The 14,793-nt window shown below is 76.9% G+C and carries 13 protein-coding genes; 10 read left to right on the top strand and 3 right to left on the bottom strand.

Features of this window, described 5'->3' with window-relative positions; translation table 11 throughout:
- The first annotated feature begins 19 nt into the window (after positions 1–19).
- The 4 genes from ACZ3J7_RS04575 to ACZ3J7_RS04590 all read left to right on the top strand — a co-directional run bounded on the left by ACZ3J7_RS04575 (position 20) and on the right by ACZ3J7_RS04590 (position 4,393).
- Positions 20–685, top strand: coding sequence for a class I SAM-dependent methyltransferase (locus ACZ3J7_RS04575; RefSeq protein WP_465616800.1), 666 nt, complete (start codon positions 20–22; stop codon positions 683–685).
- A gap of 240 nt (positions 686–925) precedes the next feature.
- Positions 926–2,161: a hypothetical protein gene (locus ACZ3J7_RS04580; RefSeq protein WP_465616802.1), complete on the top strand. Its 1,236-nt coding sequence runs from the start codon at positions 926–928 to the stop codon at positions 2,159–2,161.
- 7 nt (positions 2,162–2,168) lie between these two features.
- On the top strand, positions 2,169–3,191 hold the full coding sequence (locus ACZ3J7_RS04585) for an N-acetylmuramoyl-L-alanine amidase (RefSeq protein ID WP_465616803.1): 1,023 nt from the start codon (positions 2,169–2,171) through the stop codon (positions 3,189–3,191).
- A gap of 236 nt (positions 3,192–3,427) precedes the next feature.
- Entirely contained in the window at positions 3,428–4,393 is a 966-nt protein-coding gene (locus tag ACZ3J7_RS04590; protein WP_465616805.1) for a hypothetical protein, read from the top strand.
- Between the two features lie 217 nt (positions 4,394–4,610).
- On the opposite strand, the gene ACZ3J7_RS04595 is transcribed toward ACZ3J7_RS04590, so the two are convergent.
- From ACZ3J7_RS04595 to ACZ3J7_RS04605, 3 genes are read right to left on the bottom strand one after another with little or no spacing between them, the layout of a single operon-like run.
- Complete coding sequence (locus ACZ3J7_RS04595) at positions 4,611–5,690, bottom strand: prenyltransferase/squalene oxidase repeat-containing protein (RefSeq protein ID WP_465616806.1); 1,080 nt, start codon at positions 5,688–5,690, stop codon at positions 4,611–4,613.
- Positions 5,687–6,427: a class I SAM-dependent methyltransferase gene (locus ACZ3J7_RS04600; protein WP_465616808.1), complete on the bottom strand. Its 741-nt coding sequence runs from the start codon at positions 6,425–6,427 to the stop codon at positions 5,687–5,689. Before ACZ3J7_RS04600 ends, ACZ3J7_RS04595 begins: the two co-directional genes overlap by 4 nt.
- A 49-nt stretch (positions 6,428–6,476) precedes the next feature.
- Positions 6,477–7,796, bottom strand: coding sequence for a glycosyltransferase family 4 protein (locus ACZ3J7_RS04605; RefSeq protein WP_465616810.1), 1,320 nt, complete (start codon positions 7,794–7,796; stop codon positions 6,477–6,479).
- A 215-nt stretch (positions 7,797–8,011) separates the two neighbouring features.
- On the opposite strand from ACZ3J7_RS04605, the gene ACZ3J7_RS04610 reads away from it, so the two are divergent.
- The 6 genes from ACZ3J7_RS04610 to ACZ3J7_RS04635 all read left to right on the top strand — a co-directional run bounded on the left by ACZ3J7_RS04610 (position 8,012) and on the right by ACZ3J7_RS04635 (position 14,784).
- Positions 8,012–8,683 (top strand): TetR family transcriptional regulator, encoded by a 672-nt coding sequence (locus ACZ3J7_RS04610; protein ID WP_465617247.1) that lies wholly within the window; start codon positions 8,012–8,014, stop codon positions 8,681–8,683.
- 249 nt (positions 8,684–8,932) lie between these two features.
- Positions 8,933–10,321 carry a prenyltransferase/squalene oxidase repeat-containing protein gene (locus tag ACZ3J7_RS04615; protein ID WP_465616812.1) on the top strand — a complete coding sequence of 463 codons (1,389 nt, stop codon included), beginning with the start codon at positions 8,933–8,935 and terminating at the stop codon, positions 10,319–10,321.
- Positions 10,318–11,121 carry an SCO2322 family protein gene (locus tag ACZ3J7_RS04620; RefSeq protein ID WP_465616814.1) on the top strand — a complete coding sequence of 268 codons (804 nt, stop codon included), beginning with the start codon at positions 10,318–10,320 and terminating at the stop codon, positions 11,119–11,121. Before ACZ3J7_RS04615 ends, ACZ3J7_RS04620 begins: the two co-directional genes overlap by 4 nt.
- A gap of 2 nt (positions 11,122–11,123) precedes the next feature.
- Complete coding sequence (locus ACZ3J7_RS04625) at positions 11,124–12,308, top strand: energy-coupling factor transporter transmembrane component T (protein ID WP_465616816.1); 1,185 nt, start codon at positions 11,124–11,126, stop codon at positions 12,306–12,308.
- Entirely contained in the window at positions 12,305–13,951 is a 1,647-nt protein-coding gene (locus ACZ3J7_RS04630; RefSeq protein ID WP_465616818.1) for an ABC transporter ATP-binding protein, read from the top strand. Before ACZ3J7_RS04625 ends, ACZ3J7_RS04630 begins: the two co-directional genes overlap by 4 nt.
- On the top strand, positions 13,948–14,784 hold the full coding sequence (locus tag ACZ3J7_RS04635) for an ECF transporter S component (RefSeq protein ID WP_465616820.1): 837 nt from the start codon (positions 13,948–13,950) through the stop codon (positions 14,782–14,784). The genes ACZ3J7_RS04630 and ACZ3J7_RS04635 overlap by 4 nt, the downstream gene beginning before the upstream one ends.
- Positions 14,785–14,793 lie beyond the last annotated feature (9 nt).

Consider the following 14,793-nt stretch of genomic DNA (forward strand, 5'->3'; position numbering starts at 1 on the left):
GGCCCGGCAGGAGCGCCCGATGTCCGACCCCACCCCCGCCGTCGCGTCCGCGTCGCCCGCCGAGCCGGTGCTGGCCGCGTTCCGGGCCGCGACCGGGTTCATGCCCGAGGACGAGGGCCTGGCGCTGTACGCGGCGGCGCTCGACGCGGCCGGGCGGACCGGGCTGCCGCTGCTGGAGATCGGCACGTACTGCGGGCGTTCGGCGATCCTGCTGGCGGACGCGGCCCGGCGGGCGGGGACGGTCGCGCTGACCGTCGACCACCACCGGGGCTCCGAGGAGCAGCAGCCGGGCTGGGAGTACCACGACCCGTCGCTGGTCGACCCGGAGGTCGGCCTGATGGACACCCTGCCGAGGTTCCGCCGCACCCTGCACGCGGCGGGCCTGGAGGAGCACGTGATCGCGCTGGTCGGCCGGTCGCCGCAGGTCGCGGCGGTGTGGCGGGGGCCGCTGGCGCTGGTGTTCGTGGACGGCGGGCACACCGACGAGCACGCCACCGGCGACTACGAGGGCTGGGTGCCGCACCTGGCCGCGGACGGCCTGCTGGTGGTGCACGACGTCTTCCCGGACCCGGCGGACGGCGGCCAGGCCCCGTACCGGGTGTACCTGCGGGCGCTCGCGGAGGGTTTCGAGGAGCTCTCGGTGACGGGTTCGCTCCGGGTGCTGCGCCGCCCGGCCGGGGCCTGACCCGGGCGCCCCCGCTGACCTGCCGCGCGGCGCCGGACGGCCGTCCGGGCCCGGAATTCCCGGCCCGCGGCGGGAACGATCACCGGCGCTGCTGCGTCGTCCCCTCCGCGACGCGTTGCCGATCCGCCGTGACCGCCCCCACCGGTGGCCGGTACGGTGTCGGCGGCAGACGACGAACGGTCCGGACGGGGAGCGGCCGTTCGGAGCAGGGCACCGGTCAGTTGGGGGCGAGGGCAGGGCATGACGGAACAGGGCAGTGCCGCGAGGGCGGTCTGGGACCCGACCGCGAACAACGGCGCGGGCGGCTGGGTCCGCCGTCCGGTGGCGGACGACCCTGCCGCGGCGGGCCCGCCCACCACGGCGATCCCGCTGCCGCCGCTCCAGGCCGCACCGCCCGCCCCCGCACCCGCACCCGCTCCGGTGCCGCCGCCGGCCGGCGCGCCGTTCCCGCCGCAGCAGCAGTCGCAGCCGCCGCAGTCGCAGTCGCAGTCCGCGCCGCCTCCGCAGCAGCCGCAGCCGCCGCAGACCTTCGGCGGGCAGCAGCCGGGCTTCACCCCGCCCCCGCAGCAGCAGTTCCCGCCGCAGCATCCGCAGCAGACCTTCGGCGGGCAGCAGCCGGGCTTCACGCCGCCGCCCCCGCAGCAGTTCCCCCCGCAGCAGACCTTCGGCGGCCAGCAGCAGTTCGGCAACGGCCCGGGCGGCTACGGCGGCTACCAGGAGCCGGAGTTCGACTACGACGAGGATCCGCGCCGGCGCCGCACCCCGCTGCTGGTCGGCGCGGCCGCGGTGCTGCTGCTGGTGATCGGCGGGGCCGTGGTGTGGGCCGTGCAGAACAGCGATTCGACCGACAGCGCGGCCGCGAAGGGCGGTGGCGGCGCGCCGACCGCGCAGCCGAGCGCGGGCAGCGCCGTGGGCGGCCAGGGCGGTTCGCCGACCGCGTCGGCGCCCGCGTCGCCGTCGGCCTCGGCCTCGGCGTCGGCGTCGGCGTCCGGGTCGCCGTCGGCGGGCCCGGAGGCGCAGGCCCAGGCGAAGGCGCTGGACGCGCTGCTGACCGAGGGCGAGAGCGCGAAGGCTCCGATCGGCAACGCGGTGGCGAAGGTGCGCAGCTGCCCGGCGAAGGCGGAGGTCGACAGCGCCGCGCAGGTCTTCGACACCGGCGCCCAGCAGCGCGACACGCTGCTGACCAAGCTGGCCGGCCTGAAGACGGACAGCCTGCCGGGCGGCGACGAGGCGGTCTCCGCGCTGAAGACGGCGTGGCAGACTTCGGCGGACATCGACCGGGCGTACGCGGCCTGGGCGCGGACCGTCTCGGAGAAGGGCTGCGGCGCGAACAACCAGGTGCCGAGTACCGCGGACCTGTCCCGCGCCAACGACCTCAACCCGAAGGCCACCCAGGCGAAGCAGGACTTCGCGGCGAAGTGGAAGCCGATCGCCCAGGCGTACGGGTTGACCACCCGCACCGGGGACAGGATCTGAGGAACACGTGACTGGCCGTACCACCCCCCACCCCGTCGACCCCGACGACCGGGACCCGCACGCCGATCCGGCGCGGCGGACCGCCGCCTGGCGGCCCGCCGCGAAGGCGGCCGCCGTGGTGCTGCCGGTCTGCCTGATCGGCTGGCTGGGCTGGCAGGCCGTGGCGAACAGCTCGCGGGACGTCACCTCGCACGCGTCCGTCCGGGAGGCTCCGAGCTACGCGGAGGGCGACCGGGTCGGCGGCGGGGACGAGGCCCGGGCCGCGACCTCGCCGGACTCCACGGGGTCGGCGGAGTCCGCCGCACCGTCGTCCGCCGCACCGGCGTCGTCCCCGGCGGCCGCGCCGGGCGGGGCGGGCGGGCCGCTGGCGGGCCGGACGGTGCTGCTCGACCCGGGGCACAACGCGGGCAACGCCAAGCACACCGCCGAGATCAACCGGAAGGTCGACATCGGCAACGGCCACAAGGAGTGCGACACCACCGGCACCTCGACCAACGCGGGCTACCCGGAGGCCGAGTTCACCCTGGACGTGGTGCACCGGGCCCGGCTGATCCTGCAGGGCCGGGGCGCCACCGTGGTCCTCACCCAGGACGGCGACCGGGCCTGGGGGCCGTGCATCGACGAGCGCGCCCGGATCGGCAACGAGACGAAGGCGGACGCCGCGGTCTCGGTGCACGCGGACGGCGCGCCGGCCGCCGGCAACGGCTTCCACGTGATCATGCCCTCGGAGGTGTCGGCCGGCCCGGCCGACACCTCCGCGATCGTCGGGCCCTCGCAGCGGCTGGGCGTGCTGCTGCGCGACGCCTTCAAGGCGGGCACCGGCGAGCCGTACGCCGACTACATCGGCCGGCAGGGCCTGGACACCCGCGGCGACCTGGGCGGTCTGAACCTGTCGAAGGTGCCCAAGGTCTTCATCGAGTGCGGGAACATGCGCAACGCGGGCGACGCCCAGCGGATGACCGACCCGGAGTGGCGCCAGCGCGCCGCGCAGGCCCTCGCCGACGCCCTGACCAGCTACCTCAGCGGGTGAGCCGCCCGGCGCACCCGTCCCACCGACCCGTCCGCCACCCCGCCCCATCCCGCTCAACCCCTGCTCCACCCTGACAACCGGCGCCCTCCCGCGTACCGATTCGGTGCGGATCCGGAGGGTGCCGTGCACGCGGCGTCGCCTTGGCTCTAGGCTTTTGCCCCGTCGTACCGACCCGGTACCACGGGGGCCCGGTCAACCGCCCGCCGACCACGACTACACCAATGAGGGGAACGTCAGTGAATCTGCGCGCTCTCACCAGGGGAGACGCCGCCGTCGCCGGTGCGGCCGTATTGCTCCTGATTTCGTCCTTCCTGCCCTACCGGAAGATCGACTGCGGCGCCTTCGGCTGCGGCAACGTCGACTCGTCCGCCAACGCCTGGGAGTCGGACTTCTTCCCGGTCCTCCAGTCGGTCTTCCTGCTCGGCATCATCGGTGCCGTGCTGATCCTGCTCTTCCGCTTCCAGAAGGCGACCCTGGGCAGCAAGCAGATCATCGGTCTGCGGCTGGACCAGTGGGGCACCGCCGCGATCGTCATCGCCGTGTGGGACGTCCTGTGGTCGCTCGGCGGCGGCCCGGACCAGCTGAAGATCGGCGTCGGCGCCTGGCTCGCCCTGGTCTCGCTGCTCGTCATGGGCGGCGTCGTCATCGCCGGCTCGGCCCTGCCCGCCCTGCAGGCCCCGCTCGCCTCGGCCGCCCCGGCGGCCGGCCAGCAGTTCCCGGCGTACGGCGCCCAGCAGCAGGGCGCCCCCGGCGCCTACGGCTACCCGGGTGCTCCCGGCCAGCAGCAGCAGCCGTTCCCCGGCCAGCCGCAGCCCGAGCAGGGCGCTCCCGGCCAGCAGCAGCCGTTCGGCCAGCCGCAGCCGGCCGCGGGCGGCTACGGCTACCCGCAGGCCGCCCAGCAGCAGGCCCCGGCGCCGTCCGCGGCCGCCGCGGCGGTCGCGCCGCTGCCCACCGCGGTGCAGCCGGCCGTCCAGGACCAGGTCCCGGCGCAGTCCGGCGCCCCGTTCTCCCCGTTCTGGTTCGCCGTCCCGGCCGTCCGCCAGCTCGGCAACAAGGACAACCCGGCCGCCCCGCCGGTCGGCGAGCTCGTCCCCGGCACCTGGTACCTCGCCGTCGACCAGCGCGGCACCGCCCTGGTCGCCCAGCTGCCCGACGGCACCCACGGCGTCCTGAACGACACCACCGGCATCCAGCGCGGCTGACCGCGCCCCGCCGCGCACGAAGGGCCCGCCCCGGAGGAACTCCCCTCCGGGGCGGGCCCTTTCCCCCTCCCGCCACCCGTTCCCGCAGGGGTGCGGGGAGCCGCGCGCGGCGGGAGGCACCCACGCCGAAGGCCCGCCCCGGAAGGGAACTTCCCTCCCCGGGCGGGCCTTTCGCGTCGCGGCTCGCGGCTCGCGGGTCGCGGCCCGCGAGCCGGAGCTAGCAGCAGTCGCCGACCGTCAGCCCGGCCGGCAGCTCCTCGCCGCCGAAGACGCTGACCGTCGCGTGGTCGCCGCCGAGGGCGGCGACGGCGAGGAGGAGGGCGCCGGCGGTCCAGGTGGTGCGCTCCTCGGGCCAGATCGCGTGGTCCTCGTAGACGTAGCCGGTCCAGTAGGAGCCGTCCTCGTGGCGCAGGTGCTGGATCCAGCGGAGGATCTCGACGGCCCGGTCGGACTGTCCGGCGGCCCAGAGGGCGAGGGCGAGTTCGGCGCTCTCGCCACCGGTGACCCAGGGGCGGTCGCTGACGCAGCGGACGCCGAGGCCGGGGACGACGAAGCGGTCCCAGTCGGCGTCGAGCCGGCGGGTGGCGTCGTCGCCGCGCAGGGCGGTGCCGAGGACGGGGTAGTACCAGTCCATGGAGTAGCGGTCCTTGTCGAGGAACCGCTCGGGGTGGTGGGCGATGGCGTGCCGCAGGCGTCCGGCGGCGAGTTCCCAGTCGGGTTGCGGCCGGTCGAGGTGGTCGGCGACGGCGAGTCCGCAGCGCAGGGCGTGCAGGATCGAGCAGGAGCCGGTCAGCAGGGCGTCCTCGGCGGCCGTGCCGTCCTCGTCCTGGCGCCAGGCGATCGCGCCGCCGGGCAGGCTCAGCCGGACGGTGTGGTCGAGGGCGCGGCTGACGGTGGGCCAGATCCGTTCGAGGAAGCCGTCGTCGCCGGTGGCGAGGTGGTGGTGCCAGGCGCCGACGGCGACGTACGCGCAGAAGTTGGTCTCGCGGGCGCGGTCGGTGACGGTGCCGTCGGGGGTGCCGGGCTGCCCGTAGGCGTAGGCGGCGTACCAGGAGCCGTCGGGGTTCTGCCGGTCGGCGAGCCAGCGGTAGGCGGCTTCGGCGGCGGCGTGTTCGCCGGCGGTGTCGAGGGCCATCGCGGCCTCGGTGTGGTCCCAGGGGTCGAGGTGGCCGCCGTGGAACCAGGGGATGGCGCCGTCGGGCTGCTGGTGGGCGAGGATCGAGCGGACGGTGTCGGCGGCCTGCGCGGCGTCCAGGACGCCGTCGAGCAGCAGGGCGGCGGGGACGGCGGCCGTCACGCGCCGGTCCCGGGCAGGTGGGGCTTGCTGGCGTAGACGACGAAGGACTTGCCGAGGACGGGGTTGAGGGCCTTCTCGGCGGCCCTGGTGAGGGTGGAGACGACGGGGGTGCCGACGATGTCCCAGACCAGCAGCCGGTGGTAGGCGCGGACCGGCAGCGCCTTGTCGTTGTTCACGCCGACCGCGCACTTGATCCACCAGTACGGGGAGTGCAGGGCGTGCGCGTGGTGGCTGCCGTACGGGGTGAGGCCGGCCCCGCGGACCTTGTCGACGAGTTCGTCGCCCTTGTAGATCCGGATGTGGCCGCCCTCGACCTCGTGGTACTCGTCGGAGAGCGCCCAGCAGATCTTCTCCGGCAGGTAGCGCGGCACGGTCACGGCGAGCAGCCCGCCGGGCTTGAGGACGCGGACCATCTCGGCGAGCACGCCCTTGTCGTCGGGGATGTGCTCCATCACCTCGGAGATGATGATCCGGTCGAAGGTGTCGTCGTCGAAGGGCAGGTTGAGCGCGTCGCCCTCCATCGCGGTGGCGCTGGCCCCGGCGGGGGCCTCGCCGGCCTCCTCCATGGCGGCGAACCACTTGCGGACCTCGGCGATCTCCTCGGCGTTGCGGTCGAGGGCGACCACGTTGGCGCCGCGCCGGTAGCACTCGAACGCGTGCCGGCCGCCGCCGCAGCCCAGGTCGAGCACCCGGTCGCCGGGGGCGAGCGGGAAGCGGGAGAAGTCGACGGTCAGCACTGCGGGGCTCCCATTCGCGAAGGGGTGGTACTGCGGGGTTGACCGGCCGTCAGCCGACGTAGCGCCAGCCGGGGCCGGAGCGGGCGGCGGCGCCGGTGCCGGTGGCGATCGCGGCCCGGTAGCGCTCGGCGGTGAGTTCGGCGGCCCGGGCCCAGGTGAAGCGGGCCAGGACGCGTGCGCGCCCGGCGGCGCCGAGCCGTCCGCGCAGCGCGGGGTCGTCGAGCAGCCGGCCGAGCGCGGCGGCCAGCGCGCCCGGGTCTCCGGGCGGGACGGCCAGGCAGGTCTCGCCGTCGGGGCCGGCGACCTCGGGGATGGCGCCGCCGGTGGTGGCGACCAGCGGGGTGGCGGTGGCCATCGCCTCGGCGGCGGGCAACGAGAAGCCCTCGTACAGCGAGGGGACGCAGGCGGCCTCGGCGGAGCGGTACAGGTCGACGAGTTCGGCGTCGGTCAGGCCGGTGCGGAACTCGATGTGCGCCTCCAGGCCGAACCGGCGGACCGCCTCGGCGACCGGGCCGGCCTCCTTCTGCGGCTTGCCGACCACGACCAGGTGGGCGTCCCGCTCGGTGCGGACCTTGGCGAGGGCCTCGACCAGGTGCACCAGGCCCTTGAGCGGGACGTCGGCGCTGGAGGTGGTGACGATCCGGCCGGGGACCCGGGCGACGGCGTCGGACGGCGACCAGAGCCGGGTGTCGGCGCCGATCGGGACGACCGAGACGGCGCCCGGGGCGGCGCCCAGCTGTTCGGTGATCTCGGCCTTCGAGCTCTCCGAGACGGTGATGACGTGGTCCAGCCGGGCGGTGACCCGGCGCTGCATCCGGGTGAAGGCGTACCAGCGGCGCTTGCCGATCCGCTCCAGCCGGGTGCGGGCCGCGTCGAGCTCCAACCGCCGGTCCACGGTGACCGGGTGGTGCACGGTGGTGACCAGCGGGAAGCCGTGCCGGGCCAGGCCGAGCAGGCCGTAGCCGAGGGTCTGGTTGTCGTGGACGACGTCGTAGCGGCCCTTGTGGCGGGCCAGGAAGGCGCGGGCGCGCAGCGAGAAGGTCAGCGGCTCGGGGAAGCCGCCGGTGCGCATCACCGCGTACTCCAGCAGGTCCACCGGGCCGCGGAACTCGGCGGCGGCGGGGGTGCGGAACGGGTCGTCGGTGCGGTACAGGTCGAGGCTGGGCAGTTCGACCAGGCGGACCGAGCCGGGGCCCTCGACCTCGTCGAGCACCGGGTACGGCTGGGCGCCGACCACGTCGACGTGGTGGCCGAGGCGGGCCAGTTCGCGCGACAGGTGGCGCACGTACACGCCCTGGCCACCGCAGAACGGGTCGCCGCGGTACGACAGCAGGGCGATCCGCAGCGGTGGCGGCGACACAGCGGTCATCCCCAGTCCCCTTCTTGGCTACTCACCGGGACCGGCGGCGGACAGCGGCCGCCGACCGGTAAAGTAGATCACGTTTCACAGCGGTGCGGGCTCGTCGTTGGAGAAAGTGAACAACGAGAGTCCTCGAAGATTACCGGCCCGTAGCTTGTGGTCAGGAGCCGTGGCGGGTGATTCGCACCACGCCGCAGCCGCGCCCCCGCCGCCCCGCCCCTGGAGTGCCCGTGACCGCCACCGCCGCCGACGGGCCGCTGACGCCGCGTCAGGCCGAGCGCCGTCGGGGCATCCTGCGGGCGGCCACCGCGCTGGCCGCCCGCGGCGGGTACGAGGCGGTGCAGATGCGCGAGGTCGCGGAGGGCGCGCAGGTCGCGCTCGGCACGCTGTACCGGTACTTCCCGTCCAAGGTGCACCTGCTGGTCGCGGTGATGCGCGGGCAGTTGGAACGCCTGGCCGAGCAGGTCCGGCGGCATCCGCCGACCGGCGCCGACCCGGCCGCCCGGGTCGCCGAGGCGCTCACCGACGCCTTCCGCGCGCTGCAGCGCGAACCCCGGCTGGCGGAGGCGATGGTGCGGGCGCTGTCCTTCGCCGACCGCTCGGTGGGCAGCGAGGTGGACGAGGTCGCCCAGGCCACCGGCGCCATCGTGCTGGCCGCCGCCCGGCTGCCCGGGCCGCCCAGCGCCGAGCAGCAGGCGGCGCTGCGGGTGATCGGCCACACCTGGCACGCCACCCTGCTGGTGTGGCTGTCCGGACGGGCCTCGCTGGCCGAGGTCCGGGCCGACCTGCACACCGCCGCACGGCTGCTCGCCCCCGCCGGGCCGGCCCCCGACCGGCGGCCGGAACTGGAACCCGTTCCACCACCTGCCGCCGGGGCCGGGCGCGCCGACGGCTAGAGTCTTGGGGGCGCGGCCCGGCCCGACCGGGGCGCGCGACAACTTCACATCCGCCTCCGAGGCCGGGGGAAGCCGGTGCGATTCCGGCACTGACCCGCAACCGTGAGCCGCCCCGCACCGCCGGGCGCGGCGCAGTCGGACTGCCCGGCCGGGGGCGAGCGGCCCTCATCCGTCGTGGGTCTACGGGCGAAGAACCCGGGGTGCGCCCCGGCCCGCTGCGACCGCTCACCGAAAGGCTCCCCCTCCCCCATGCCGACCACCGCCCGCCTCGGCGCCGCCGCGCTCGCCGCCGCCCTGCTCGCCGGCACCGCCGCCGCGCCCGCGCTCGCCGACACCGCCTCCCCGTCGCCGACGCCCTCCGCCGGCTCCGGCTCCGCCTCGTCCAGCGCGTCCCCGTCGCCGTCCCCGGGCGTGCCGGCCGGGCTGTACGGCAAGGGCGACCCGCAGTACGACGGGGTGTGGCGGCAGTCGCTGGCGCTGATCGCGCTCAAGCAGGAGAAGGTCGAGCCCGCCGACGCCGCCGTGCAGTGGCTGCTCGGCCAGCAGTGCGAGGACGGCGGCTGGCCGTCCTACCGGGCCGAGGGCACCCCGTGCACCCCCGCCACCGAGGACACCAACGCCACCTCGCTGGCCGTCCAGGCGCTCACCGCGCTCGGCGGCCACCAGCAGCCCGTCACCCGCGGCACCGACTGGCTGCGCGCCCAGCAGAACCAGGACGGCAGCTGGGCGTACAACCCGGGCGCGCCCGGCGACGCCAACTCCACCGCCGTGGTGCTGAACGGCCTGCTCGCGGCCGGCCTCGACCCGGCCTCGGTCGGCGCCGCCGGCCGCACCGGCTGGGACGGCCTGGCCTCCTTCCAGCTCGGCTGCGCGAACGCCGCCGACCAGCGCGGCGCGTTCCTCTACCAGCCCGCCGAGGGCGTTCCGGCCGCCGCCAACACCATCGCCTCCGCGCAGGCCCTGCTGGCCGCCGCCGGCGGACACCTCCCGGTCACCACCACCGACCGGAAGGACGCCCCGCCGAAGGCCCTCGCCTGCGCCGACGGCCAGAGCACCGGGCCGGTCGCGCACGCCGACGCCGCCGAGGCCGACGCCGCCTGGCTGACCGGCCGCCTCGCCGCCGGCGGCCAGCGCCTGCTCGCCACCACACCCGGCGCGGACACCACCACCCCCGACTACAACTCCACCGCCTGGACCGTCCTCGGCCTGGTCGCCGCCGGCCACCCCGCCGAGGCCGCCAGCGCCGCCGACTGGCTGGCCGGCAACGCCTACCCGTGGGCCGCCCAGGGCAAGAGCGGCACCGACCCGGCCGCCACCGCGACCCTGGTGCTGACCGCCCGCGCCGCCCAGCTCGACCCGTACAACTTCGGCGGCGCCAACCTCGTCCAGCTGCTGCTCGACTCCGGCCCCAAGCCCAGGTCCGCCCCCGCCGCCGGCGACCCGCAGGCCACCCGCGCCCCCGGCGCCGCGATCACCGAACCCGACGAGAACAGCGGCTTCTCGGCCGGCTGGATGATCGCCGTCGGCCTCCTCGTCGGCGTCGGCGCCGGCCTGCTCCTCAGCCTCAACCGCCGCCGCCACAAGGCCGCCCCGCCCGCCCCCGAGACCTCGGAGCAGCAGCCGGAGCAGGACCGATGACCCCCCGCCACCCGGCCGCCCCCCGCCGCCCGGCCGCCCTGCTCCTCTCCCTCCTCACCGCCTGCGCCGCGCTCCTCGGCCCCGCCGCCGGAACCTCCTCGGCGGCCGGCCACCGCTCGCCCCGCGCCCCCCTCCCCTCCCTCCGCACCACCCCCCGCCGCCCGGCCGTCCTGCTCCTCTCCCTCCTCACCGCCTGCGCCGCGCTCCTCGGCCCCGCCGCCGGAACCTCCTCGGCGGCCGACTACCGCTACTGGTCGTTCTGGAAGGGCGGCCCGGACGGCTGGGCGTACCAGCAGGTGGGTCCGGCCGGGAACGTTCCGGCGGACGGGGCGGTGGACGGCTGGCGGTTCGTGCTGAGCCCGGACGGCGGGCAGGACACGCCGCGGCCGGGCCCGGCGCCCGACTTCGGGTCGGTCTGCGGCGGCACCGCGCCCAGCGGCGGCCACAAGCGGGTCGCCGTGGTGCTGGACTTCGGCACCGCGCAGGACGCCCCGAACGGTGAGCAGCCGCCCGCCGCCCGCTCGTCGTGCGCGTCGGTGCCGACGGCGGCGAACTCCGCCGAGGTGCTGGCCGCGGTCGCCGCGCCGCTGCGCTACGACTCGGGCGCGATGCTGTGCGCGATCTCCGGCTACCCGCACGCGGGTTGCGGCGAGCAGGTCGCGGCCGGCGCCGGCTCCGCGGCCGCCGGCGGCGGTCCGGGCGGCGGCGGCCCGAACCTCGGGCTGGTCGCCGGGGCGGGCGCGGTGGTCCTGCTGGGCGCGGGCGCGGTCTGGCAGGCCCGTCGCCGCCGCACCCGCTGACCGTGTCCGTCCACCGCCTGCCGCGCGTCGCGGACGCCGACTCCCTTGCCGTGCCCGGCCGTTCGGCGGCCGCGCACAGCCGCGCGCTGCCCCGGCAGCTGCACCCGGGGGCGTGGTGGCTGTGGTCGCTGGGCCTGGCCGCGGCGGCCAGCCGGACCACCGATCCGCTGCTCCTGCTGCTGATCCTGGCGGTCGCGGGCTACGTGGTGGCGGCCCGCCGGGGCGAGGCGCCCTGGTCGCGCTCGTACGCGGCGTTCCTCCGCCTGGGCCTGCTGGTGCTGGCCGCCCGGATGGTGCTGGCGGTCCTGCTGGGTTCGCCGGTCGGCGGCACCCACGTGCTGTTCACGCTGCCCCAGGTCCCGTTGCCCGCGTGGGCGCAGGGCGTCCGGCTGGGCGGTTCGGTGACGCTGGAGGGGGTGCTGTTCGCGCTGTACGAGGGCCTGCGGCTGGCGGTGCTGCTGGCCTGCGTGGGCGCGGCGAACGCGCTGGCCTCGCCGTCGCGGCTGCTGCGTTCACTGCCGGGCGCGCTGTACGAGGCGGGGGTGGCGGTGGTGGTGGCGATGACCTTCGCGCCGAACCTGGTCGAGGACGTCCGGCGGCTGCGCGCGGCGCGCCGGCTGCGCGGCCGGACGGACCGGGGCGTGCGGGCGGTGCTGTCGGTCGGACTGCCGGTGCTGGAGGGCGCGTTGGAGCGTTCGGTGGCGCTGGCCGCGGCGATGGACACCCGGGGTTTCGGCCGGACCGCCCCCGTCCCGCGCCGGGTGGTGCGCACCGCCGGGGCGTTGACGCTGCTGGGGCTGCTGGCGGTGTGCTCGGCGACGTACGGGCTGCTCACCGCGGGCAGTCACCCGTGGGCGCCGCCGGTGCTGCTGGCGGGTGTCGGCGCGGCCGCGGGCGGTCTGGTGCTGGGCGGGCGGCGCTCGGTGCGGACCCGTTACCGGCCCGACCCGTGGGCGGTCCCGGAGTGGCTGACGGCGGCCTCGGGGGTGCTGGTGGCGGCCGCGCTGATCTGGTACGCGGGCCGCTGGCCGGGCGCGCTGTCGCCGAGCGTCGTCCCGCCGACCGCGCCGACCCTGCCGCTGCTGCCCGCGCTGGCCGTGCTGCTCGGCCTGCTGCCCGCCTTCGCCACCCCCGAGCCGCCCCGGCCGCGGCCCGTCTCCCCGTCCCCTCCCCGGAGCGCCCGGTGATCACTTTCGAGCAGGTCGGCGTGCAGTACGCCGACGCGTCCGCGCCCGCCCTGTCCGGCGTCGACCTGACCGTCCCCGAGGGCGAGTTGTGCCTGCTGGTCGGGCCGTCCGGGGTCGGCAAGTCGACCCTGCTCGGCACCGTGTCCGGCCTGGTGCCGCACTCCACCGGCGGCACCCTGACCGGCCGGGTCACGGTCGCCGGGCGGGACACCCGCACCCACCGGCCGCGCGACCTGGCGGACGTGGTCGGCACCGTCGGGCAGGACCCGGCCGCGCACTTCGTCACCGACACCGTCGAGGAGGAACTCGCCTACGGCATGGAGTCGATGGGCCTGCCCCCGGCCGTGATGCGCCGCCGGGTCGAGGAGACCCTCGACCTGCTCGGCCTGGCCGACCTGCGCGGCCGCGCGCTCTCCTCGCTCTCCGGCGGGCAGCGCCAGCGGGTGGCGATCGGCTCGGTGCTGACCGTCCACCCGAAGGTGCTGGTGCTGGACGAGCCGACCTCGGCGCTCGACCCGGGCGCCGCCGAGGAGGTGCTGGCCGTCCTGCAGCGGCTGGTGCACGACCTGGGCACCACCGTCCTGCTGTCCGAGCACCGCCTGGAGCGGGTCGTCCAGTACGCCGACCAGGTGCTGCTGCTGCCCGGGCCCGGCGAGCCGCCGGTGCTCGGCGACCCGGCCGCGCTGATGGCCCGCTCGCCGGTGCGGCCGCCGGTGGTCGAGCTCGGCCTGCTCGCGGGGTGGACGCCGCTGCCGCTCACCGTCCGCGACGCCCGCCGCCGCGCGGCCCCGCTGCGCGGGCAGCTCCCGCCGCCCGCGCCCCGGGCGGACCCGCCCCCGGCCCCGCCCGTCGCCACCGTCAGCCGCCTGGTGGTCTCCCGCGGTCCCGTCCCGGCCCTGCGCGGCGTCGAACTCGCCCTCGTCCCCGGGCAGGTCACCGCCCTGATGGGGCGCAACGGCGCCGGCAAGTCCACCCTGCTCGGCAGCCTGGTCGGCCTGCACGCCCCCGACTCCGGCAGCGTCCGGGTCGGCGGCCTCACCCCGCACAAGGCCCGCCCCAAGCAGCTGATCCGCTCGGTCGGACTCGTCCCGCAGGACCCGCGCGACCTGCTGTACGCCGAGACCGTCGCCGAGGAGTGCGCCGCCGCCGACCACGACGCCGACGCCGCCCCCGGCACCTGCCGCGCCCTGCTGGCCGCGCTGCTGCCCGACGTCGCCGACGACCGGCACCCCCGCGACCTCTCCGAGGGCCAGCGCCTCACCCTCGCCCTCGCCGTCGTGCTGACCGCCCGCCCGCCGCTCGTCCTGCTCGACGAGCCCACCCGGGGCCTGGACTACGCCGCCAAGGCCCGCCTGGTCGGCGTCCTGCGCGCGCTCGCCGACGACGGCCACGCCGTCCTGCTCGCCACCCACGACGTCGAACTCGCCGCCGAACTCGCCCACCGCACCGCCGTCCTCGCCGAGGGCGAGATCGTCGCCGACGGCCCCACCCCGGACGTCGTCCTGGCCTCCCCGACCTTCGCCCCGCAGACCGCGAAGATCCTCCCGCCCCACCTCACCGTCGCCGGCGTCGCCGACGCCCTCGCCTCCCTCACCCCCCTGACCACCCCCGCCGCCCCCACCGCCGTCGAGCCGCCCCGATGACCGCCCCCCTCGCCCCGCTCACCCCGCCCGCCCTCGGCCGGCCCGTCCCGCTCGGGCGGCGCGCCGCCCTGCTCCTCGTCCTGGTCTCCGCGATCGGCGTCGCCGCCTTCGGCTGGCCCCTGCTCGCCGCCCGCGGCTCCGACCTGGTCGGCCACTCCGCCGACGCGCCCTGGCTGTTCGCCCTGCTGATGCCGCTGCTGCTGGCCGTCGCGGTCGCCCAGCTCGCCGCCGGCCGCGACGCCACCGGCGCCCCCGGCCTGGACGCCAAGGCCGTCGCCATGCTCGGCGTGCTCGCCGCGGCCGGCGCCGCGCTGCGACCGCTCGGCGGGGGCACCGCCGGCCTGGAGCCGATGTTCTTCCTGATGGTGCTGGCCGGCCGCGCCCTCGGCCCGGGCTTCGGCTTCGTCCTGGGCGCGCTCGCCATGTTCGCCTCCGGCCTGCTCACCGGCGGCGTCGGCCCCTGGCTGCCGTTCCAGATGCTCACCATGGGCTGGGTCTGCCTCGGCGCCGGCCTCCTCCCGGGCGCCGCCCGCCTGCGCGGCCGCGCCGAACTCCTGCTGCTCGCCGCCTACGGGATCGTCGCCTCCGTCGGCTACGGCACCGTCATGAACCTCCAGGGCTGGCCGTACATCAGCGGCCTCGGCCTCTCCCTCTCCTTCGTGCCCGGCGACCCGCTCCCCGCCAACCTCACCCGGTTCGCCGTGTACTGCCTCACCACCTCCCTCGGCTGGGACCTCTCCCGCGCCGCCCTCACCGCCGTCCTCTGCCTCAGCGTCGGCGGCCCCCTGCTCCGCACCCTCCGCCGCGCCACCCGCCGCGCCGCCTTCCGCTGACACGCCGGA

Source organism: Kitasatospora sp. NPDC015121, assembly GCF_055562955.1.

What these genes read in the sequence shown, in the direction of transcription:
- ACZ3J7_RS04575 (WP_465616800.1), top strand. Translation starts at nt 20, where the DNA reads ATGTCCGACCCCACCCCCGCCGTCGCGTCCGCGTCGCCCGCCGAGCCG.
- ACZ3J7_RS04580 (WP_465616802.1), top strand. Translation starts at nt 926, where the DNA reads ATGACGGAACAGGGCAGTGCCGCGAGGGCGGTCTGGGACCCGACCGCG.
- ACZ3J7_RS04605 (WP_465616810.1), bottom strand. Translation starts at nt 7,796, where the DNA reads ATGACCGCTGTGTCGCCGCCACCGCTGCGGATCGCCCTGCTGTCGTAC.
- ACZ3J7_RS04615 (WP_465616812.1), top strand. Translation starts at nt 8,933, where the DNA reads ATGCCGACCACCGCCCGCCTCGGCGCCGCCGCGCTCGCCGCCGCCCTG.
- ACZ3J7_RS04620 (WP_465616814.1), top strand. Translation starts at nt 10,318, where the DNA reads ATGACCCCCCGCCACCCGGCCGCCCCCCGCCGCCCGGCCGCCCTGCTC.
- ACZ3J7_RS04635 (WP_465616820.1), top strand. Translation starts at nt 13,948, where the DNA reads ATGACCGCCCCCCTCGCCCCGCTCACCCCGCCCGCCCTCGGCCGGCCC.